This window comes from Anaerobacillus sp. 63XJN7_5_ISO-PGPR-S23-430, assembly GCF_056173695.1.
Map to the genome: position 1 here is coordinate 705177 of NZ_CM149686.1, position 20315 is coordinate 725491.

Here is a 20315-nt window from a genome sequence, read left to right on the forward strand (position 1 = left end):
GTGCGCTTACTCTCTTTCTATTTAATTATTCCTGTTTCAGCGATCTTTACCTTTACGTTTGCCTGAAGATCTAGTTTTGGATAGTCATTATCCCACTGTTTTTCATTCCATGCTTTGTGGTGATAAGCATTTAAATCACGACCAATACCTAGGAAGTCACAGTTGGCTTCTTGAAGTTTATGAAGAATATCATTCGCTCTTTTTGTTAACCGTGTGGATAATTCATCTGCAATATCATGTACCATTCCTTCTTTAAACAGATGGTTTTGAGGATATTCTTCTACATTTCCTCTTATTTCAAGATTGATAACGCCTTTATTTAATTGTTGATCTTGAAAAGAATATTCATTAGATGCTTTGGCATTTCGGACGTTTATAGTAACGGTTTTGGTGAGAAAACCTTCATTGTGTTCTTCACCAATATTTTCTGTAATACTTGCTTTTTTACTTTTCCTATCAGCCATAAGGAGTAGTAAGGTTGCGTCTATTGGAGGAAGAACAACTCCTGTATAGTTGGCGTGATGAAATAAAGCAATTCCGTTTATTTCAGGTGCGCCCACATCCTTGTTGAAACTAATATATGGAAGGGCGTAATCTTGTCCAACATCTTTAGAATAACGAAATGTTTTTTCGATCGTCATTCGCGGGGCTTCTGTTTTATTTTCAGCACCTTTAATAAGATCTGACATAAATTCTGTAATGAGAGTATCGCCAATATGGTCTAAATTTAACATGTCTTCGGCTCGTCCATCGACAACTCCGACTCTAGCGTCTAGTGGACCTTTTGGATCTCTGTACAGGACATCAAAAATGTGGTCAATGTCTTTTTTGGCTATCTCTTTCCCTAAGAGAATGAGCTGATTTTTTGAAGCTGTTACTTGCTTTGATAAAACTCGATCCACTTTAATTCGCGTATCTCTGGGTGAAGACCCTGAAACGGAAAGAATGCGATTAGAGTATACGCCCCCTTGACTAACTGGAATACCAAGGTTCCGAACGGCGAACGTTGTGCGAATTTCATTTTCATTCTCATAATCCAATCCAGCCCCATAAATCAGCTTCGATTCTTTTAAAAGTTCCTGATCCCAGCAAGAGGTCAGAAATAACAGGCTGAGCGAAAAAATGATGGAAAGATGTTTTAGTTTTTTCATCGTGACTCCTCTTTCTTCTTAAATAAAAGACTAATGAGCAAAAGCAGGAGAGGGAAGCCAAGGGCAAAAAAATAACTTGCTTTCGCATGATAACTAGAAATCATTTCCACAGTATATCGATCATGTGAAAACATTGAGAAAAACAGTGCAATAAAGGCGGCAGTCAAAATGGGACCAGTTGTTTTTTTTCTTTTTGTTAAATATTGAATGCCTCTTCCTGCAATATATATATACGATACATAGGAAGTCATAACAGAAACGATCCAGATCGAAAGAAAAAGGAGATCCACTCTATCCACAATTACAAAGGATACACCTTTTAACATATACACGAGGGGTTCAGGAATCATTTCAAGCTGAGAAGGGCTAAAAAAGACGTACGTTGCAAATGTTAAAAAGCTATATAATAATGTTACTGCTATATTAGCCAGTGTTAAGCTTTTTAGTGCTGCTTTCCCTTTTGTTTGAACGTAAGGGTAAATGAATAATACGATTTCAAAACCCAGCATGGATACTATCCCTTGCTGTGTTGCTTTTAGGATTGTTCCTACGCCATTTTGACCAATTGGCAAGATATAACGAATATCCGCGTCCTTTAAAGTATAGGCGGCCATAATGATCAGAGGAATAATTAGAACTGAAACAAACTGATAAAATCTCCCCATTACTTTGATTCTGCCAATAGCAAGGTAAGTGCCACTAATAGTTAGCAATAAAAAGATGACAATCATGGGTGTTCGAAATAAGATCCAAGTTTTTATTGTGGTTTCAAACAATTCCAATACAATGACCGCTGTTGAAATAGCGAATAGTGTGTAAAGAAGTGAGACGACGAATGCTACATATTTGCCAATGATTTTAGGCCCATATTCAAAAAGCGTTAATGATGGGAAACGGTTGCTCAAAAAGTAAAGTATAAAAATAATTAGTTGGATAGCAACACCAGTAACAAGAAGAGTAATCCAGCCATCAGTTCCAGCTCCTGCATATAAGGAAGAGGGAAGAGAGAGTACGCCTACGCCAACTTGTGTTTGGAATATGATGAAAAAAAGCTGCGCCGAATTAATTTTGCTACTCGTCTTCATTTTGTTTCCACCTTCTTGAGACCCACTCCTGTGTTCCATGCTGTGCACGAACGTCTGACGGTCGCCTACCGAGTAACCATCTTGGAAGGCGAATAACAGAATCTTTTAGTTCGTTGAAACGAAATGGTGCAAGCGGGGAGAAATAAGGTGTGCCGAAAGTTTCTAAACCACATAAGTGGATTAAAATGATGGATAATCCGAAGACAAGCCCAATAAATCCAAATGCTGCAGAAAGGAGCATGAGTGGAAAACCAAGCAGCCTGATTGACATACTCATTTCATACGATGGAACTGCAAAGGATGATATAGCCGTCAGTGCGACGACAATAATCATCATATTCGATACAAGGTTAGCTTCTACAATCGCAGTCCCAATAACTAAACCCCCAACAATACCAATTGTTTGTGCAATAGGACCTGGTAGTCGTATAGCAGCTTCTCTCAATAATTCAAGAATAATTTGCATAATTAAAGCTTCTAGTAATGGTGGGAATGGAACGTTTTCAAGCGAGCTTTTAATATTTAAGATTAACTCGGCAGGTAGTACCTCTGGGTGAAAAGATACGGTGGCGATATATAATGAAGGCAACCCTAATGCAAAAATAAAGCTGGCTACTCTTATGAGTCTTAAGATAGATCCAATATACCATCTGCTGTTGTAGTCTTCAGGCGATTGATAAAAGGCAAAAAAAGTTACTGGAAAAATTAAAGTTGCAGGGCTTCCTTCCATTAGGAGACCGACTCTTCCTTCCATGAGGTGAGCAGTCATTCTATCAGGTCGTTCCGTACTTAGCATTTGGGGGAATGGAGAGAATGGTGCATCCTCAATAAACTCTTCTACATAGCCAGGCGTTTGAATGGAATCCGTTTTAATAGATGTGATTCTTTTTTCTATTTCTGCGATAAGATCAGGGTTTGTAAGGTGCTGTAAGTAAATAACAGCTATTTTCGTGTCTGTTGTTTTACCAATTTTAAAGAACCTAATCACAAGGTTAGGATTCTCAATTCTTCTGCGAAGCATTTGTAGGTTTTGCATAATATTTTCGACAAAACCTTCATGTGAACCGCGAACGACTTGCTCATTAATTGGCTCAGATATTGCTCTAGAATTTCCTGAGAAAGCTTCTAGTAAATAAAAATGTACTTGTCCATTTATTAGTAGAACGACAAATCCTTTTGTTAATCCTGTAATAGCTTCATTTAAATTTTTTGATCGCCGGTATTCCTTTGATGTGACTGTATCCTCGATGTTTAACTGATTTGTCTCAAATAATGGTTTCATAATCGTTCTTTGTAGCTTCTCTTCATCAACTAAAGGATCTAAATAAGCAAGTAGGCATTTCACATCCTGAACCGTAATATTTCTGAATTTGATATCTTCTGTATTATGAAATTTTGCTTTTATATATTCTTTGTTCTCTTCAAGAGAATAGTATGCATCATGTGATTCAGTAGCAGTTGGAATTTGGTAGGACTCATTTCGAATTGATTTTCGTTTGCTTCGTCTCACAATGCACCCTCCTCAATAAAATTAGATAGGTATAGGTTGTTATAATAATTGAGAAGTTATGTATACGAATTGAAATGAATCATTCATAAATGATTTAAAAGAGTTATAAATGCCTTGTGATAGGTCTATAGTCTTTGTTATCCCGTGATTGTTCTCGTCGTTTACTGGTCTTTTGTAGGGTTTTAACATAATTCAAATCGAGTCTTGTCGAATGAGTGCAAATACATTGTTAAGGTGGTGTATAATACGGATAACTTATCCGGAAGGTGGTTCTAACGATGACGATTAAAAATGTTCAAAAGGAAAAATTGGCAGTTGATCGGTGTATGAAGCATTTAGAGGTCGTGAACGTAGAGCCAAAAGTAAGACAGCTGATTTCCATGTACTTAACATCCATTTATCGAGAAGGGTATCAGGAAGGTTTTGCTGATGGTGAAAAAAATGGATATTCTGAATCGGAAAAAGGACTTATAAAATAAGTGGTTGAATTTATATGGAAGTCGGCTATAATAAGACTAATATTGTATCGTCAATGCGAAAGAGAGTAGTGTTTGTATACGGATAAAGCGATCCGGGGATGGTGAGAGCTCGGAACCTTAGCAGGCATGAACCGGACTTTCAAGACACTGTTTTGAATTAAGTAGAAGCAGTCGGACTCCCCGTTATAGAGTGAAGTAGGCTCAAATCGTTTTATTGAGCAATCAGAGTGGTACCGCGGAATTCATCTCCGTCTCTTTTATAGAGACGGAGATTTTTTTATAGGCAAATGGATATACAAATAGGAGGGAATGTATGAATTACAAAGAATTATTTGCACAACAACTTTATCAAGCATGTGAAGAAGAAGTGAGCTTTCTTAATATTCTGCAGCGAATTGAACTGCCTAAGCATGACTCTTTAGGTGACTATGCCTTCCCATGCTTTGATCTTGCCAAAGTGAAACGAATGGCTCCTCATCAAATTGCGAAGGAGCTTGTTACTGACATTCATGAGTCAGCCTTTGAAAAAGTAGAAGCTGTTGGGCCTTATGTTAATGTGTTTCTTAATAAAAAAATGGTTAGTACTGAGGTAATAAGTCGCATTGTACGTGAGGGAAGTGAGTACGGTGCTTCTAATGTAGGAAAGGGAGGTGCCGTGACGATTGATCTTTCCTCACCTAATATAGCGAAGCCCTTCTCAATGGGCCATTTACGCTCAACCGTTATTGGAAATTCATTAGCGCTAATTGTTGAAAAAGTCGGCTATCGCCCCATTCGCATTAATCATCTTGGGGACTGGGGAACTCAGTTCGGCAAATTGATAACGGCCTACCGAAAGTGGGGGGAGGAGCAAAAGGTTCGTGAGCAAACGATTAAAGAACTCCTTAAGCTCTATATTACATTTCATGAAAAAGCGGAATCAGATAATGGTCTTGAAGATGAAGGACGTAAGGCATTTAAAGAATTAGAAGAAGGTAACCCAGAAGCCGTTTCATTATGGAAATGGTTCCGTGAAGAATCTCTTAAAGAGTTTGATCGAATTTATGAGCTTATGGGGATTACCTTTGATTCAACAAATGGGGAAGCATTTTATAATGATAAAATGCAGAGTGTCATTGATCTACTTGAAGAAAAAAATCTCTTAGTTGAATCTCGTGGCGCCATGGTAGTAGAACTTGGAGAGAGCTTACCACCATGTCTAATTAAGAAGAAAGATGGTGCCACACTTTATGCAACCCGTGATCTCGCTGCAGCCATTTATCGCTATGAAACATATGGATTTAGTAAGGCTCTCTATGTCGTAGGAAATGAACAGAGTCTACATTTCAAACAATTATTTGAAGTATTAAAGAAAATGGGATTCGATTGGGCAGATCAAATGCACCATATTAACTTCGGAATGATGTTAAAAGATGGAAAGAAAATGTCGACAAGAAAAGGGAAAGTAGTATTGCTAGAAGAAGTGTTGACTGAAGCAATCGAGCTTGCAAAAGTAAATATTGAAACCAAAAATCCTAGTTTAGAAAATAAAAACGCGATTGCTGAACAAATTGGGGTAGGGGCCGTTTTGTTTCATGACTTAAAGAATGATCGTCGAAATGATATAGAGTTTTCACTTGAAGACATGCTACGTGTTGAGGGTGAAACTGGTCCGTACGTGCAATATACTCATGCGCGTGCTTGTTCTATTCTACGCAAAGGGGATTTTCATTCCAATGATCATATAAAAGGTCTCGAAGATGAAGAAGCCTGGTCAGTTGTGACAAAGCTGCTTAGTTTTCCAAATGTAATTGAAAGAGCAGCAGCTGAATACGACCCTTCTCAAATCGCAAAGTTTGTCCTTGACCTTTCACGTTCTTTTAATAAATACTATGGACAGATTCGTATCTTAGATGACCCATCCTGTAAACAAGCGAGATTGCAGCTGGTGTCAGCTGTCTCCATTGTTTTACAAGAAGGCTTGCGATTGTTAGGACTACATGCACCAGAAGAAATGTAATAAGACAGCCCGTTTTTAGGGCTGTCTTATTTAGATGAGGTCACTATCTTCGATTGTACCCTGACTTGCCTTCTGGTCATGATCATCCAGTAAGTCTTCATAACGTTCATGACGTTGATTTGGAATCACTCCAGATGGTTTGCCATCTAGATCGGCTGATAAAAATGATTCGATTTCCTCGACATACCCGACAGGCTCATTGGAATCAATATACATTTTGTCATAGTTCATTTCCTGAGCGTTAAAGTCTGAAGGTGTTTCGGATGTTCCATACTTCGCAGCTCGTTGCCATGAATCTTCAGCGTCAAAAAAGGTAGCATCGTTAGTGTCGTTTACATGTTCCTCCAAGGAATTGCCAAGTACACCTTCTTCTGCTGGTCTTCTGTCTGATGTCTTTTGTGATGGACTATGTTCTACACATGTGGAAGCTGTTGGAAGGGCAGCGAGTCTTTCTGTTGAAATATCATTTCCACAAACTTCACATATGCCATATTTTCCATTTCCAATTCGTTCAAGGGCCTTTGTCAGTTCTGCTAATTCTGTTTTTGCATGTTCATTTAGTGATAGATCTTTCTCGCGTTCATATAATTCTGTCGCCGTATCGCCAGGGTGATTATCGTAATTGGATAGTTCACCTGTAGAATGTTGAGCAAAAGACTGAGAAGCACCAAATTCATCGTTTTCATCTAATTCATCACTAAGAGCCAGGATGCGTTCTTGAATCATTTTCTTATATGAACGAAGTTGGTTCGTTGTTAACATAGTCAATTCTCCTTTCTTTTTCTTATATCCGTAGTATGGATCAAAAAGAAGGGTGCTACTTCTGAAAATAATTCCATGAGAGTTGGATGAAATACCAGTAATATGGAAAAGGTAAAAATGTAGCTGAGACAATAAGAAGCTGGTGATGGGATGAACAGAAAAGTAAATCCAATTGAAGTTCTCTTGTGGAGTATTGCCTTTCCCGGGTTTGGACAAATCATTAATAAGAATTACATAAGAGGTGCTTTTTTTATTGGGCTTGAGTTTTTGATCAATGTGAATGCAAATCTTAATATGAATATTCTCTATAGTTTTCAAGGTAAGTCCGTCCAGGCAATTTCAGTTACAAATTATGAATGGGCTATGTTTTATCCTTGTGTTTACATGTTTGCGATTTATGAAAGCTATCTAGGTGCTATTGAAAAAGCAGGGAAACTACCAGGTGATTACCTGTCTTTACCCTTTGTATGTGGAGCGTATTTTTCTACGGTGGCTGTGATTGTATCGAATTTAAGAACAGAGCCTTTTGTTATTCCACCGACCTTTGTTGCTATTATAGGTATTGTTATTGGGGTAGTAATTGGGGGCGGATTACGACAATTGTTAAGACGGAAGGGTATGCAATAACAAAAGCCATGAAGCAAAGTGCTTCATGGCTTTTTGAACGGGACGGTTTTGGTTTTCGGTGTCTAGCTACAGTGGGCAGACACTCGGTCACTTCACCTTTTCATCCGAACACAAAGACCGTGTTCAAATGAAAAGGCTCCAGTGCCTGCCGTGTCTAACCGCCCACTTCCGCTTTTCGGTGTCTAGCTGCGCGGGCCAAATCCTCCGGCTGTTTCGCCCAATCGAATGAGACAAAGAGCGTCTCAATCTCATGGGCTCCAACATCCTGCGGATTTAGGCGGGCCCGCTCCGCTTTTCGGTGTCTAGCTGCAGTGGGCAGGGTCTCGATCGCTTCAGCCCATAAAATGAACACAAAGACCGTGTTCTTTTTATGGGCCTCCAGCGCTTGTCGACCCTAACCGCCCACTTCCGCTTTTCGTTTAAATCTCACTGATTCGGAATTCTGGTGATTGTAGTTCTTCGGCGTCTTTTTCTCGTTCTCTTCTTGCCCATTGGAAGAAGATGTAGCCTAGTGCGGTGCCGTATGAGAGTTCTTGGATGATTTTCATGATGATGCCGCCTAGCTGTTGGTCTTCCATGATGCCTAGTGGTTTGAATTGGTCAAATAGTTCAGGTGAAACGGTCGTGCCGGTTGGTACGCAATATCCCATTGCATTAGCCCAAATCGTTGGATCTGTATATGTAGCGTATAATGGAGTAGTTGCGAAAATAATGAGAGCACATGCTGGTGTGAGTAGGACACCATCTGCGAAGATGTATCCAAGTTTTTTAACACCTGATAACGTATCGTATTCTGGTATTGGACAAACAAGTGGCCACCACATAGCAAAGGCTGTCAGGATTAGAGCGGCTTTATAGAAATTCTGAGCCGTATAGTGCACCATTAAGTAATCAAAGATTTCTGGGATATGATAGAAAGAAAATAACCCGTTAAATAAAAGCAGTGAAATAATAGGGAATGTGAAAAATTTAAAGATTTTACGAATCACTTTGATATTTAGCAGTGGACGTAGCAACCATGCTGGGGTGCCTACTATCATGAGTGGTGGAGCGACTAAATATACGAGCGCCATCTCAGTCATATGGATGCTGAGTAATAAATGCCCCATAAGTGATAGTGGACCGCCAAGTCCGAGATAAAATAAGAAAACCCCGATTAAGAAAAAGATCTTTTTGTAAAGGGGAATCGGTGCTGAGTCTTTAAAGCTATTTTTCCAAGGTCCTGTTAGAAGTAAGTAGAATCCAGCAATAACGATTGCAGCTACCATAATTCCAGGACTCCATAAAGCACTAAACGAAAATGTGCTCGATAATTGTTCCCACATTAGGAACACCTCCATCTATGATCATAATGCCTGACAGTAAATGTTGACCGTTTTCATCATACCATATCATCTTCTTGCATCCTATCTAACGATAAGAAAGCCTTTACTTTTTCTTCTTACTCTATTGTAAAAAGGATTTCCCATTAACTCAAGGCGGGTTCTACATTTTGTGTGAAGGAATCGTGACAGGCTTCCTCATCTAAGTTGACAATAGTGAAAGGTCTTTCATACAATGGCAACAGAATGGTATATGAATGTATGTTCATGTAATGAGGGAGAGGGGATCGTTTTGGATAATCATGGGCAGGATGTGGCAAAAGAACAATTGGATCTAGATGAAGAAACACTTTTTATTGTTTCGCAAACTTTTAAAGCTTTGGGAGATCCAACGAGGATTCGGATATTAAACTTGTTGGCAGATCGGGAATGTGCTGTAAGTGAAATAGCGGATGCTCTGCATCTTTCTCAATCGACTGTTTCTCATCAGCTTCGCTTTTTGAAGAACTTACGCTTAGTAAAGTTTAGAAGAGCCGGCACGAGTATTTTTTATTCTCCTGATGATCAGCATGTGATGGCACTGCTTCACCAGGCGATCCACCATGCCTGTCACGATTAATCGCTCTGTATGGTAGAATTGTACGGAAACGTTCAAGAAAAATGGACGGTAATGAAGTGAAGTTTCGTTATACTATTATTTGAGTGATTGATAAAGTGAAAGGAGAATGGCTTCTTGTTATCTAAAATTAAACAGCATAAAACAGAATCCGCTGTTATTTTCCTGGCCTTTGTTCTGCCTTTTATAACGATGATGGTCATTGGAGTATTATCCATCTATTTATCATACAGCGGGTAGTACGGAATTAGAAAGGTGGACAAAATATGGATATAGGGTCGATTCTAGTTTATATGTCAACAGGGCTATTTTTTGTAGTGTTTGGTTTATTTGGGTTTTTCTTGTATATGTTAAAGAGAAAAGAAAAAACGGTAGAACATGGGGAGATGGACAACCATGAGAAATAAAAATATTCGCCTTCTTATTATTTTATTAGTTCTTTGTGCTGTCTGGGGTGTAGCCTTCTGGGTTTGGGCGTTTGCCACCGCATAAAAAGCCTTTTCGAGAGATCGAGAGGCTTTTTGTTTGATTTCAATTCTTTAGGAGGTACTATGGACTATATTCAACAAATAAGAGCGTTAGTTGGGAGTCGGCCATTAATTCTACCTGGTGTTGCGATTTTATTATTTGATCATACGAAGAGCAGGCTATTGTTACAGAAGAGAACAGATAATAAGCTATGGGGATTAACAGGTGGATTTATGGAGCCGGGAGAATCTTTTGAAGAGACGGCTGTACGTGAAACGTTTGAGGAATTAGGAGTAGGTATTAAGGAGTTAACGTTTGTTTCCCTCTTTTCTGGTGAAGAGTTATATTACCGATATCCAAATGGAGATGAGGTTTATAGTGTTATTGCTGTTTATAAGGGACAATGTGAGAGTGAAGCTTTTAAATTAGATGGAAATGAAGTATCAGAAGTGAAATATTTTCCAATAAACGAGTTACCTAAAGAAATGAACCCAAATCATAAGGTAGTCTTGGAAAAGTTAGGTTATTTATAACCGTAACCGTTTATTGACAGGATAGAAGGATTCCTATATGCTGAAATCAGGTTATATGTTTAAACACTTAAACGAACAGGAGGCTTTCTGCTATGAATCAGAAAAATGAACATCAGGAAGCGATCCAACTTTTTCGCAAAAGCACACCAATCTTCCAGGCGCTTGGTGATCCCTATAGACAGGATATCATTATGCTACTTAGTGAACACGATCCATTAAGTGTGAATGAGATTACGGAGCGATCGACTTTATCACGTCCTGCTATTTCTCATCATCTGAAAATTTTGCGTGAAGTTGGGCTTGTTTCTGTTGAGCAGAAAGGCACAACGAGATTCTATTCTCTACAATTAGAGGATGGTGTCACAACGTTAAAAATGCTGCTAGCAAAAGTAGAAGAGACTTGCTATTAGTCCTTCTACTCTATTTTAAATACTTATAGTTCAAAAGTTTAAACTTTTGGACCTTAAAAAAGAAAGAGGCTTTTTTGAGAGATACAGCTTTTTGTTCATGAAATTCTCAAAACCGATATTTACGTCGTATAGCATCTTTCCTTATTTTGAGATAAGGTAAAGAGAGCGCTTAATTTTATTTTTATTGGAGGTAACCGTTATGAAGAATCGACTGTTATTAGTAACAGTAATAACTCTTCTTGTCGTACTAGCTGCATGTGGAAAAGATGTTCCTGACGATCTCGATTGGAAAGTACAAGATTTTACATATACAGACCATACAAAAAGTGAGTTTGGATTAAATGATTTAGAAGGAAAAGTGTGGATAGCCGATTTTATTTTTACAAATTGTGAGACGGTGTGTCCCCCAATGACAGCGAATATGTCACAGCTTCAGGATAAGCTAAGTGAAGCGGATGTAGATGTAGAACTCGTTTCATTTTCAGTAGATCCTGAACGGGATACTCCTGAACAGCTTGTGACATTCTCTGAAAAATTTGATGCTGATCTATCTAACTGGCACTTCTTGACTGGATACAATGAAGACGAAATAAAAGGTTTTGCGGAAAGTAGTTTTAAAACGGCTGTAGATGCTGACCCAAGTTCAGATCAATTCATTCATGGTACTAATTTCTACCTTGTTAATAAAGAAGGGATTGCCGTTAAGAAGTATTCTGGCTATTCTAACGTTCCATTTGAAGAGATCGTGGACGACGTCAAAGCGCTTCAATAATGATCAACCAGTCCTCTTCCTTTAGAGGCTGGTTTTTTTTGAAGCGGCGATGACAGAAACTCTGTAAAATTGACAAAAAAGCACATGATTTCTATAATAACCTTGGAAAGCGATAACAAAATGTTGGTTTATTCCATGATTCAAGTCCAGAGTTGAACGATCTTGAGAAATGGATATTTCACTGTATCTGAAAGATCCGGTGTTCTCTAATTGAGCCTACCGGGTTTTTCAATTTGTATTGATAGACCAGAGAGAAGGAGAGAAGATCATGGCAGAAAAGCGCCCAATTACGGTAGCAACAGGAGACGGCATTGGTCCAGAAATTATGGAAGCAACCTTGCACATCTTAGAACAAGCTGGGGCTGAAATTGAGCCTGAATTTATTGACGTTGGAGAGAAAGTATACCTTTCTGGAAATTCAACGGGAATCCCTCAGGAAGCATGGGATTCGTTGCGTCGAACTAAAGTACTTCTCAAAGCACCTATTACAACACCACAGGGTGGAGGATACAAGAGCTTAAATGTAACCATTCGTACCGCTATGGGTCTATATGCAAACGTTCGCCCTTGCGTTTCTTATAACCCTGTTGTAGAAAATAAGCATCCTGACATGGATCTTGTCATTGTTCGAGAAAATGAAGAAGACCTCTATTCAGGAATTGAGCATCAGCAAACACCGGACGTTGTACAAAGCTTGAAGCTTATTTCACGACCGGGATCTGAGCGTATCATTCGTCATGCATTTGAATATGCTCGTAAAAACAATCGCAAGAAAGTAACATGTCTCGTGAAAGATAACATCATGAAATTAAGTGATGGTCTTTTCCATCAGGTTTTCAAAGAGATTGCGGCTGAATATCCTGAAATTGAATCTAATAGTTATATTGTTGACATTGGTATGGCGCGCTTAGCTGATTCGCCTGAAGAATTTGATGTAATCGTTACATTGAATTTATACGGTGATATCGCTTCTGATATTGCCGCTCAAATTGCTGGAAGTGTAGGTTTGGCGGGATCTGCCAATATCGGGGATCAAATTGCGATGTTTGAAGCTATTCACGGAAGCGCTCCTGATATTGCAGGTAAAGGTATTGCAAACCCATCAGGTCTTCTGCACGGTGCGATTATGATGCTTGTTCATATTGGACAGCCTGAAGCTGCAGAGAAAATTCACAATGCATGGTTGAAAACAATTGAGGATGGCGTACTAACAGGCGATATTGCAAAAGGGAAAAATGCTGTTGGAACGAAAGAATTCTCTAATGCAGTAGTTGAACGTCTTGGTCAATCTCCTTCAGTACTCGAACCGGTCGTATATCGTAAAGAAGTATTGGAAGAGAAAGAAGAAACGAATCGTCCCAATTATGTTCCTGAACGCGAGCTTGACGGAACAGATGTATTCTTATTTAACAACACCCTAACAATTGATGAAATTGCAGAGAAGCTAACGCGTGCAGCGGCAGAAAGCAATCATGAATTTGTGATGATGACAAATCGTGGTGTGAAAGTATATCCCAATGGATTCTCTGAAACATTCTTATCTGATCACTGGCGCTGCAGATTCCAGCCAGTTGAAGGTAAAAAAGAAACTCAAGGAACGATCCGTGAGCTACTAACACAAATTGAATCAGAAGAATTAGATTGGATTAAGATCGAGAACTTATATCGCTTTGACGGTAAGATTGCATACTCACTAGCACAAGGGCAATAAAGGAAAAAGCGTGTCGTAATGACACGCTTTTTTTATTTGGTTTGATTTCATTGATGAAGCATGGAGGTGGATAAATTGATGTGACTTGTAGAAACTACAAAGAGAACATGAGAATGTGTGGTGACTGAAAGTGCTTCGATGGTTTAAAAAAAGTCGATCTCCCGATAAGCTGAAAAACTTGCCTGAGCTAATTAAAAGCTTAAAAGACTCCGATGATTTTTTGCATTTTGAAAATAAACAGGATAACAGCTCTTTCTTTTTATATTATTTTAAAACGCTTATTCATGAGAATGAATTCAACGACCACATTTTACCCTATCTCGTGAGAGAACCATTGAAGTCACTTGATGAGGTGAAGAAAAGGGTACCCGTGCCAGGCGTCATCATTACAGAAGATCTTAAGGTAATTTGCGAAAAAGTAATGATGGGTTTTATTATTATTCGCTTGAATGAATCTGCCACAAAATGTGCGATGATACCTTGTCAGGTAAAAAAGGCCAGAGCGATCACACAACCTGAAGTCGAGTTTACAGTTGTCGGGTCAAAGGAAGCATTTGTAGAAGCACTAGATACTAATTTACATTTAATCCGAAAACGGTTACCTGTACATGAATTAAAAGCATATGAGTTAACGATCGGAAAGCTAACAAATACGAAAGTAATCGTTCTCTACCTTGAGGGAATTGCAAACGAAGAGAATGTAAACACCGTTAAACAGCGTCTCGCAGATCTTAAAGTTGATCAGGTTGTCGATAGTTCCGTTCTTATGCAATTAATATCCGATAATAGAAATTCTCCATTCCCGCAACTCATTGATACCGAAAGACCTGACCGCGCTACATCCGTGTTATGCGAAGGGAAGATTGTGATTCTTTCAGATGGATCACCTCAGGCTCTGATTGGGCCAACGACGCTTGTCGAATTCTTTTCAGCATTTGAAGACTATTTTGTGAATTGGATCGTCGCCTCAAGTGCTCGCATGATCCGCATTTTTGCGATTTTATTTTCAATACTTGTGACACCGGTTTATGTAGCAACATTAACCTATCATTACGAACTGATACCGAAAGATCTACTCGGCACCCTCGTTAGCTCCAGGCAACGTATACCGCTACCTCCCATTCTTGAAGCCATATTTTTGGAGTTAGCCATTGAGTTGCTAAGAGAAGCTGGAGCACGATTGCCGACAAAAGTCGGTCAAACGATCGGTATTGTAGGCGGTATTGTTATTGGGACTGCTTCAGTTGAAGCAGGATTAACAAGCAACGTCCTATTAATTATCGTGGCACTTTCTGCCCTTGCCTCCTTTACAACTCCTGTCTATCGAATGAGCAACACTATTCGCTTAACAAGGTTTCCTTTCCTGTTTTTCGCTCATCTGTGGGGGCTCCTTGGTGTAACGATCTGCTTTAGCTTTTTAATAGCTCACCTTCTCAAATTAAAATCGTTAGGTAGACCATTCCTAGAGCCAATCTACCCATTACGTGTTCAGGATTTAAAGGATGCTCTTATTAGGCTTCCATTGAAATTTCAAAATAAGCGACCTATTCAATTACAAACAGAGGATACAGTACGATTTAACCCAGTAACGAAGAAAGAGAAAAATGATTTCCATGAGTAAACGGAGAAAGGAGATGCTTTTATATGGCTGGACCAGAAGTGAAAGATGAGTATAAAGTATCTCCATTTCTAGTGTTTTACCTTGTTCATTCCGTTCAAGTAGGGGTAGGAGTCATGGGGTTTCAAAGAATCAGCGCAAAATACGCAGGAAATGATGCTTGGATCTCGGTACTAGTTGCTGGCCTTAGTCTTAATGTGATTATTTATTTGATATATAAAATCATGCTAAAGGAAAAAGGGGACCTCATTTCGTTACATCAAAATCTTTTTGGAAAATGGATAGGAGGATTATTTAGCTGGATTGCTATTGTTTATTTCATTGCGATGAGCGTGACTATTCTACGTACATATATCGAAGTGGTTCAAGTATGGATGTTTCCAGACTTAAATAAATGGATCTTCGGTTCTGTGTTTCTACTTTTAGTCTATTACTGTTTATCTGGTGGGTTTAGGGTAGTTGCCGGTATAGCTTTCTTTGGTGTCATATTGCCATTTTATCTTATTTTAACGATGATCTTTCCGATGTTTTATGGACATTTCCGAGACCTTCTGCCGATATTCAACCACTCTATAATTGAAATGTATGAGGGAGTTAAGGGGGCTTCCTTATCTTATTTAGGTTTTACAACGCTTTTTATGTACCTCCCATTTGTGAAAGACCCCGAAAAATCTCATCGATGGGCGCAGGCAGGGAACTTATTTACGGTTTTTATTTATACAACAGTCATGATTACAACGATCGCCTTCTTTAGTACCGAACAGTTACAAAAGACCATTTGGGCGACGCTAACAACATGGAAAATTGCAGAAATGCCTTTTGTTCAGCGTTTTGAGTACATTGGTATTACCTCGTGGGCACTTGTGATTCTTCCAAACCTTTGTATTACGATATGGGCTGGAGGTAGAGCAATTAGGAGGTTATCAAATATCAGTCAACGAAATGTGACGATCCCTCTTCTTTTTGTCATTTTATTGGCTAGCAGTGCCTTTGCTAGGAGAGAGAGCATTGATTTACTAAATCAGTATACGAGTCAAATGGGGTTCTACTTTGTTTATCTCTATGTACCATTCTTATTTGTAGTTCAGTATATCAAAAGTAAGGTGGGGAGGTCAGAATGAGACTGATCCTGGTATTCGTAATATGTAGTGTCCTACTTACAGGGTGTGTGGAAAGCAGTATTCTAGATGATATTCAAATGGTGACGATTATCGGTTATGATCTCCCTGAAGATGACAATGAAGAAAGTTTTATTAAAGGAATTGCAGTAGCTCCCCAATACCAAGCTAATGGTAGGGTTGATAATAGCATCTTTATTCAAACAGCTGAACTTAGTAAAGAAATTCGCAGTCAATATAATTCCGAGTCATCAAAATCATTTGTAAGTGGAAAACTGGAGGTTGCTCTCTTTAGCAGGGAAATGGCAGAATCAGAAGGTATTATTGAATTGGTTGATACGCTCCAAAGAGATCCGTCAATTGGTTCAAGAGTGTTCTTGGGCATTTCTAACAGTGACATGGAAACATTATTAAGTACCAATTATGGGAACGTGGATACTGGTACATTTATCCATGATACTTTAAGTCATAATACTAAGCACGGCATGCTGCCACAAACGAGTTTGCATAACTTTCTGTACCATTACTACTCAGAAGGAAATGATCCGATCCTTCCGTTGGTTGAACAAGATGGAGATAAGGTGAAGATTATTGGGCTTGCATTATTCAATGGAGATAAAATGGTTACTACCATTGACTCACAAAGTTTGTTTACATTCAAAATTCTGTATGAGAAATTTTCTAGTAACGATTCATTTACTGTGAAACTGAATGATGAAGAGCATGCTGCTATTTATAATATTGCTTCTAAAAGAAACCTTAACTTAAAAAAGGTTAGAAGCAATAAGGTTCAAGCTCATGGTGAGGTTTTAGGAGTAATCAAGGAGTACTCAGGAAAGCAGCTAACCCCTCAGAAGCTTAAAGAAATTGAGAAAACGATGGAGAAGGAAATTGAGAACAGAGGAAATGAGATGATTCAAGAATTCCAACGGCTAAAGATCGATCCTCTTGGACTTGGGAATGCGATTCGTAGTGTGACTCGAGGTGATTTCAGTCATGAGGATTGGATGGACCGTTATCCTGATATGGATATCGAATTTCATATGGATGTGAAAGTAACAGAGTCGGGAGTCATAGAATAGGCGAAAAGAACCCGATAGAGAAACGCTATCGGGCTCTTTCTTACTGTACTTCTATTTTATTTTCTATAGTTTGGGATAGGGAAACTAGTTCATCTATAACGATTGTCAGACGTTCTTTCGCTTTTGTTTCCACCATGTAACCTTTCTCATCAAAGCATGTGGGATCTGCGCAGAATTGATCAGGGAGGACGAGAGCATATAACCCTCTCATAACTGTTCTCATATTGTTCAATGCGTTAATACCGCCTTTTCCACCACCGCCAACAGAAGCAAGAACAGTTGGCTTATGTTTGAAATGAGAACCACCTAAAAAATCGAGTGCGTTTTTTAAAGCTCCGCTCATGCCATTGTGGTATTCAGGAGAGCAAATAACAAATGCATCAGCTTTTGTTGCATGGTTTATGAGGCGCTGCACCTCTGGATGATCAAGATCTTCTTTTCTACCTTTAAACAAAGGGAGGTCATGGAATCCTGCGTCGAATGTGAGCACTTCAATTCCCTTTTCATCTAATTGATCGGTAACTGTATTTGTTAAATTCCTCGTCATAGATTTGTCTCTTGGACTACCGTTCATCACCATTACTTTCATAGGAAAGCTCCTTTCTCATACCTCTATATTCTTTTATTACCTCAAATGTGAGTATTTCAATCTAAGTGTATTTTAAATTCTTGTATCGGGCATCGGAGGGAAGAAGGAATTCAGTCTCAGCCTTTAGTTGTAGATTTAATTTTCAAACCAGTTCTGCTTTGTCGCGAAGAGAGCAGCCTGTGTCCGATCGTGGAAATTTAATTTGGAAAGAATACTACTTACATGAGTTTTTACTGTTTTTTCAGTAATATATAAAGCGGCAGCAACCTCTTTGTTGCTCTTCCCAAGAGTGATTTCTCTTAATACCTCTTTCTCCCTTGGTGTAAGGTTTGTGATTCTGCGTTCATCATCGACTTGATCTTTCTTAGTCATATGAGACATCAGCTGATTTGTAGCGAGTGGATGAAGTTGGCGTTTACCGCTAAATGCTGCGCGTAATGTATAAACTAACTCATCAGGGTCAATATCTTTTAATTGATACCCTTCAGCACCAGCGCTAATGGCTGGAAGAACATGATCCTGATCTGAAAAACTTGTTAAGATAATAATTTTGATGTGTGGGGCGTTTTTTTTCAATTGCTTAGTTGCTTCAATTCCATCCATTTCAGGCATAACTAGATCCATTAAAATAACGTCAGGACTGAGCTCATAAGCAAGCTTCACGGCTTCAACTCCATTTTTTGCTTCCCCAACAATTTCAATATCCTCCTGTGTTTGTAAGAATAAGCGAAGTCCTTTTCGAACCATAAGATGGTCATCAGCAAGAAGTAATTTAATTTTCATCATATCCTCCTCTCATATCGGCAGTATAACTTGTACTGTTGTCCCAAAGTTTCTTGTACTTGTGATGGATAAATGGCCACCGAGTATTGCCGCACGTTCCTTCATTCCTCTAAGACCAAGTGTGCAATCCCCAACAGTCGTTTGATCAAAGCCAACACCGTGATCCACAATTGTTAAGCTAGCATCGGTTTCAGAAAATGCCAGCTGAAGTGATACTTCTTTTACAGCAGCATGCTTATGTATATTGTTGAGCGCTTCTTGACCAATCCGGAAAAGCGCCTCTTCTATTGGTGTAGGGAGGAGTTTAAGACCTGAAACATCACAAACGGCTTGAAGACCTAGTCCTAGTGCATAAGTTTTAAGGGACGTCATCACACCGGCTTCAATTCCCACAGGTCGAAGCTGCCAGATTAATGTTTTCATTTCTTGCATTACTTGCTGAGATAGCTGTTGAATATCGACTAATGCCTCATTAAGAACTAGAGGGTTGTCTTGAATACTCTGTGCACCACGTGCTGTCATTGATAATGAGAACAGTTTTTGGCTAACGGAATCATGCAAGTCTCTTGCAAGTCTGTTTCGTTCTTCAGAGAGAATTAGCTCCTGTCTCTTTTCATTTACTCGTGATTGCTCAATCGCAAGAGCCGTGTGATCAGCAACAGCTTGTAAAATTTCTTCATCTATTTTTGAGAGCCTTACATCGTTGTGACTAAGAGCAAATAGAATACCTATTTGATCATTTCGAATCGTAACCGCTCGGGCATGAATTTCAGTGATTTCCGCATCAATTGGAAGATGAAACGTGTGAGGTGTAACTGGAATTTCTTTATCCACTGCTTCTATAAGTTCTTTTAGTGTATCATCAGAATAAGGCATGTTCAGTACGTTTAATTTGTTTTGATCGTACAAAGAGTGGAGAACATGCTGGTGACCGCTATTATGGAAATAACCGACGATAGGCCAGTTAAAAGATTGAGCGGTTTGCCGTACAATCCCGTTAATGATCTCCTCAGTATGTTCGCACTTCCATAATTCTCTTGTAAGTGATTCAAGTTTCGAATAGTTTTCTGCACGTTCTTGCTCATCTTGATATAATCGTACTCGTTTAATAGCTGTTCCAATTTGAAAAGCAACCGATTCAAGTAGAGTAAGTTCTTCCTCAGAAAACTTTTCTTTACCAGGAGAGCCAACATTTAAAATACCAAATGATTCCCCGGCGGCAGTTAATGGAACGGTCGCATGATGAGTTAATCCCTCTGTATCACCGGTTTTGTGATGAATGGCATCTTCAATTCGTTTACATTCAATGATGTTAACTGCTTCGTTCAGTCGTCCATCCCAAAATTTATTTAAGCACCAGCAAGTTCCTTTACACATTGGTTCCTTTTCTTTCAATGCAAGAGCTTCAGGAAGTCTTGCATCGGCTGTACAAGTAAACTGCTTCTTATAGTTTGATAAGAAAATCCATCCTGTTTTGAGTCCGGTGACGTTCAAAAGCTCTTCAAGAACAGATTGAAGCATTGTTTTCAGGTCGGTTGAACGATTTAATGTTTCGGCAATGGTTTTCATGGTGAGTAATTCACGCTCGTATCGTTGATCATCCACAGTAGTTCCCCCAATATTTAAACAATTGACATTTTTAATTATACTATTAACAGGGTTATTATCTAAACAGTGAGA

The 20315-nt window shown here is 39.0% G+C and carries 21 protein-coding genes and 1 other annotated feature; of the genes, 13 read left to right on the forward strand and 8 right to left on the reverse strand.

Annotated elements, in window-relative coordinates; translation table 11 throughout:
• Positions 1-17: 17 nt before the first annotated feature.
• Genes AC0VYJ_RS03865 through AC0VYJ_RS03875 form a run of 3 tightly spaced genes read right to left on the reverse strand, consistent with a single transcriptional unit; the run spans position 18 to position 3746 of the window.
• Positions 18-1151 (reverse strand): Ger(x)C family spore germination protein, encoded by a 1134-nt coding sequence (locus AC0VYJ_RS03865; RefSeq protein ID WP_475366562.1) that lies wholly within the window; start codon positions 1149-1151, stop codon positions 18-20.
• Positions 1148-2236 carry a GerAB/ArcD/ProY family transporter gene (locus AC0VYJ_RS03870; protein ID WP_475366563.1) on the reverse strand — a complete coding sequence of 363 codons (1089 nt, stop codon included), beginning with the start codon at positions 2234-2236 and terminating at the stop codon, positions 1148-1150. Before AC0VYJ_RS03870 ends, AC0VYJ_RS03865 begins: the two co-directional genes overlap by 4 nt.
• The gene (locus AC0VYJ_RS03875) at positions 2223-3746 is read right to left on the reverse strand and encodes a spore germination protein (protein ID WP_475366564.1); all 1524 of its coding nucleotides are present in this window, start codon (positions 3744-3746) and stop codon (positions 2223-2225) included. Before AC0VYJ_RS03875 ends, AC0VYJ_RS03870 begins: the two co-directional genes overlap by 14 nt.
• Positions 3747-4024: 278 nt before the next feature.
• Here AC0VYJ_RS03875 and AC0VYJ_RS03880 point away from each other — a divergent pair, with 278 nt between their 5' ends.
• Both AC0VYJ_RS03880 and argS read left to right on the forward strand, forming a co-directional pair.
• Positions 4025-4225 (forward strand): hypothetical protein, encoded by a 201-nt coding sequence (locus tag AC0VYJ_RS03880; RefSeq protein ID WP_430246761.1) that lies wholly within the window; start codon positions 4025-4027, stop codon positions 4223-4225.
• 44 nt (positions 4226-4269) lie between these two features.
• Positions 4270-4484: a binding site (T-box leader), on the forward strand.
• 54 nt (positions 4485-4538) lie between these two features.
• On the forward strand, positions 4539-6224 hold the full coding sequence (argS, locus tag AC0VYJ_RS03885) for an arginine--tRNA ligase (protein WP_475366565.1): 1686 nt from the start codon (positions 4539-4541) through the stop codon (positions 6222-6224).
• A gap of 30 nt (positions 6225-6254) precedes the next feature.
• Here argS and AC0VYJ_RS03890 read toward each other — a convergent pair whose 3' ends face one another.
• Positions 6255-6986 (reverse strand): TraR/DksA C4-type zinc finger protein, encoded by a 732-nt coding sequence (locus AC0VYJ_RS03890; RefSeq protein WP_475366566.1) that lies wholly within the window; start codon positions 6984-6986, stop codon positions 6255-6257.
• A gap of 150 nt (positions 6987-7136) precedes the next feature.
• On the opposite strand from AC0VYJ_RS03890, the gene AC0VYJ_RS03895 reads away from it, so the two are divergent.
• Positions 7137-7613, forward strand: coding sequence for a hypothetical protein (locus tag AC0VYJ_RS03895; RefSeq protein ID WP_283152968.1), 477 nt, complete (start codon positions 7137-7139; stop codon positions 7611-7613).
• 419 nt (positions 7614-8032) lie between these two features.
• Here AC0VYJ_RS03895 and ctaG read toward each other — a convergent pair whose 3' ends face one another.
• Positions 8033-8938, reverse strand: a complete 906-nt coding sequence (gene ctaG, locus AC0VYJ_RS03900; RefSeq protein WP_194220179.1) for a cytochrome c oxidase assembly factor CtaG — start codon at positions 8936-8938, stop codon at positions 8033-8035.
• A gap of 289 nt (positions 8939-9227) precedes the next feature.
• Here ctaG and AC0VYJ_RS03905 point away from each other — a divergent pair, with 289 nt between their 5' ends.
• The 10 genes from AC0VYJ_RS03905 to AC0VYJ_RS03950 all read left to right on the forward strand — a co-directional run bounded on the left by AC0VYJ_RS03905 (position 9228) and on the right by AC0VYJ_RS03950 (position 17263).
• Positions 9228-9554 (forward strand): ArsR/SmtB family transcription factor, encoded by a 327-nt coding sequence (locus AC0VYJ_RS03905; protein WP_276511830.1) that lies wholly within the window; start codon positions 9228-9230, stop codon positions 9552-9554.
• Positions 9555-9668: 114 nt separating this feature from the next.
• The gene (locus AC0VYJ_RS03910) at positions 9669-9791 is read left to right on the forward strand and encodes a hypothetical protein (RefSeq protein ID WP_276511829.1); all 123 of its coding nucleotides are present in this window, start codon (positions 9669-9671) and stop codon (positions 9789-9791) included.
• Between the two features lie 26 nt (positions 9792-9817).
• The gene (locus AC0VYJ_RS03915) at positions 9818-9958 is read left to right on the forward strand and encodes a hypothetical protein (RefSeq protein ID WP_194220178.1); all 141 of its coding nucleotides are present in this window, start codon (positions 9818-9820) and stop codon (positions 9956-9958) included.
• A gap of 144 nt (positions 9959-10102) precedes the next feature.
• Positions 10103-10552, forward strand: a complete 450-nt coding sequence (locus tag AC0VYJ_RS03920) for an NUDIX hydrolase (RefSeq protein WP_475366567.1) — start codon at positions 10103-10105, stop codon at positions 10550-10552.
• 92 nt (positions 10553-10644) lie between these two features.
• Positions 10645-10962 (forward strand): ArsR/SmtB family transcription factor, encoded by a 318-nt coding sequence (locus AC0VYJ_RS03925; RefSeq protein ID WP_475366568.1) that lies wholly within the window; start codon positions 10645-10647, stop codon positions 10960-10962.
• Positions 10963-11161: 199 nt separating this feature from the next.
• Positions 11162-11734 carry an SCO family protein gene (locus AC0VYJ_RS03930; protein WP_475366569.1) on the forward strand — a complete coding sequence of 191 codons (573 nt, stop codon included), beginning with the start codon at positions 11162-11164 and terminating at the stop codon, positions 11732-11734.
• Between the two features lie 268 nt (positions 11735-12002).
• Entirely contained in the window at positions 12003-13445 is a 1443-nt protein-coding gene (locus AC0VYJ_RS03935; protein WP_475366570.1) for an NADP-dependent isocitrate dehydrogenase, read from the forward strand.
• Between the two features lie 130 nt (positions 13446-13575).
• Positions 13576-15066, forward strand: a complete 1491-nt coding sequence (locus AC0VYJ_RS03940; protein WP_194220173.1) for a spore germination protein — start codon at positions 13576-13578, stop codon at positions 15064-15066.
• Positions 15067-15089: 23 nt separating this feature from the next.
• On the forward strand, positions 15090-16184 hold the full coding sequence (locus AC0VYJ_RS03945) for a GerAB/ArcD/ProY family transporter (RefSeq protein WP_475366571.1): 1095 nt from the start codon (positions 15090-15092) through the stop codon (positions 16182-16184).
• Positions 16181-17263, forward strand: coding sequence for a Ger(x)C family spore germination protein (locus AC0VYJ_RS03950; protein ID WP_194220171.1), 1083 nt, complete (start codon positions 16181-16183; stop codon positions 17261-17263). The genes AC0VYJ_RS03945 and AC0VYJ_RS03950 overlap by 4 nt, the downstream gene beginning before the upstream one ends.
• Positions 17264-17303: 40 nt before the next feature.
• On the opposite strand, the gene AC0VYJ_RS03955 is transcribed toward AC0VYJ_RS03950, so the two are convergent.
• The 3 genes from AC0VYJ_RS03955 to AC0VYJ_RS03965 form a co-directional block, all read right to left on the reverse strand.
• Positions 17304-17852, reverse strand: a complete 549-nt coding sequence (locus tag AC0VYJ_RS03955) for an NADPH-dependent FMN reductase (RefSeq protein WP_194220170.1) — start codon at positions 17850-17852, stop codon at positions 17304-17306.
• Positions 17853-17987: 135 nt separating this feature from the next.
• The gene (locus AC0VYJ_RS03960) at positions 17988-18635 is read right to left on the reverse strand and encodes a response regulator (protein WP_475366572.1); all 648 of its coding nucleotides are present in this window, start codon (positions 18633-18635) and stop codon (positions 17988-17990) included.
• A 12-nt stretch (positions 18636-18647) separates the two neighbouring features.
• Positions 18648-20240 (reverse strand): GAF domain-containing sensor histidine kinase, encoded by a 1593-nt coding sequence (locus AC0VYJ_RS03965; protein WP_475366573.1) that lies wholly within the window; start codon positions 20238-20240, stop codon positions 18648-18650.
• Positions 20241-20315: the final 75 nt, after the last annotated feature.

Excerpts from the sequence above, each read along its gene's own strand:
- AC0VYJ_RS03935 (WP_475366570.1), top strand. The coding sequence starts at position 12,003 with ATGGCAGAAAAGCGCCCAATTACGGTAGCAACAGGAGACGGCATTGGT.
- AC0VYJ_RS03960 (WP_475366572.1), bottom strand. The coding sequence starts at position 18,635 with ATGAAAATTAAATTACTTCTTGCTGATGACCATCTTATGGTTCGAAAA.
- AC0VYJ_RS03865 (WP_475366562.1), bottom strand. The coding sequence starts at position 1,151 with ATGAAAAAACTAAAACATCTTTCCATCATTTTTTCGCTCAGCCTGTTA.
- argS (WP_475366565.1), top strand. The coding sequence starts at position 4,539 with ATGAATTACAAAGAATTATTTGCACAACAACTTTATCAAGCATGTGAA.
- ctaG (WP_194220179.1), bottom strand. The coding sequence starts at position 8,938 with ATGTGGGAACAATTATCGAGCACATTTTCGTTTAGTGCTTTATGGAGT.
- AC0VYJ_RS03915 (WP_194220178.1), top strand. The coding sequence starts at position 9,818 with ATGGATATAGGGTCGATTCTAGTTTATATGTCAACAGGGCTATTTTTT.
- AC0VYJ_RS03950 (WP_194220171.1), top strand. The coding sequence starts at position 16,181 with ATGAGACTGATCCTGGTATTCGTAATATGTAGTGTCCTACTTACAGGG.
- AC0VYJ_RS03870 (WP_475366563.1), bottom strand. The coding sequence starts at position 2,236 with ATGAAGACGAGTAGCAAAATTAATTCGGCGCAGCTTTTTTTCATCATA.
- AC0VYJ_RS03895 (WP_283152968.1), top strand. The coding sequence starts at position 7,137 with ATGAACAGAAAAGTAAATCCAATTGAAGTTCTCTTGTGGAGTATTGCC.
- AC0VYJ_RS03880 (WP_430246761.1), top strand. The coding sequence starts at position 4,025 with ATGACGATTAAAAATGTTCAAAAGGAAAAATTGGCAGTTGATCGGTGT.
- AC0VYJ_RS03925 (WP_475366568.1), top strand. The coding sequence starts at position 10,645 with ATGAATCAGAAAAATGAACATCAGGAAGCGATCCAACTTTTTCGCAAA.
- AC0VYJ_RS03930 (WP_475366569.1), top strand. The coding sequence starts at position 11,162 with ATGAAGAATCGACTGTTATTAGTAACAGTAATAACTCTTCTTGTCGTA.
- AC0VYJ_RS03945 (WP_475366571.1), top strand. The coding sequence starts at position 15,090 with ATGGCTGGACCAGAAGTGAAAGATGAGTATAAAGTATCTCCATTTCTA.
- AC0VYJ_RS03955 (WP_194220170.1), bottom strand. The coding sequence starts at position 17,852 with ATGAAAGTAATGGTGATGAACGGTAGTCCAAGAGACAAATCTATGACG.
- AC0VYJ_RS03920 (WP_475366567.1), top strand. The coding sequence starts at position 10,103 with ATGGACTATATTCAACAAATAAGAGCGTTAGTTGGGAGTCGGCCATTA.
- AC0VYJ_RS03890 (WP_475366566.1), bottom strand. The coding sequence starts at position 6,986 with ATGTTAACAACGAACCAACTTCGTTCATATAAGAAAATGATTCAAGAA.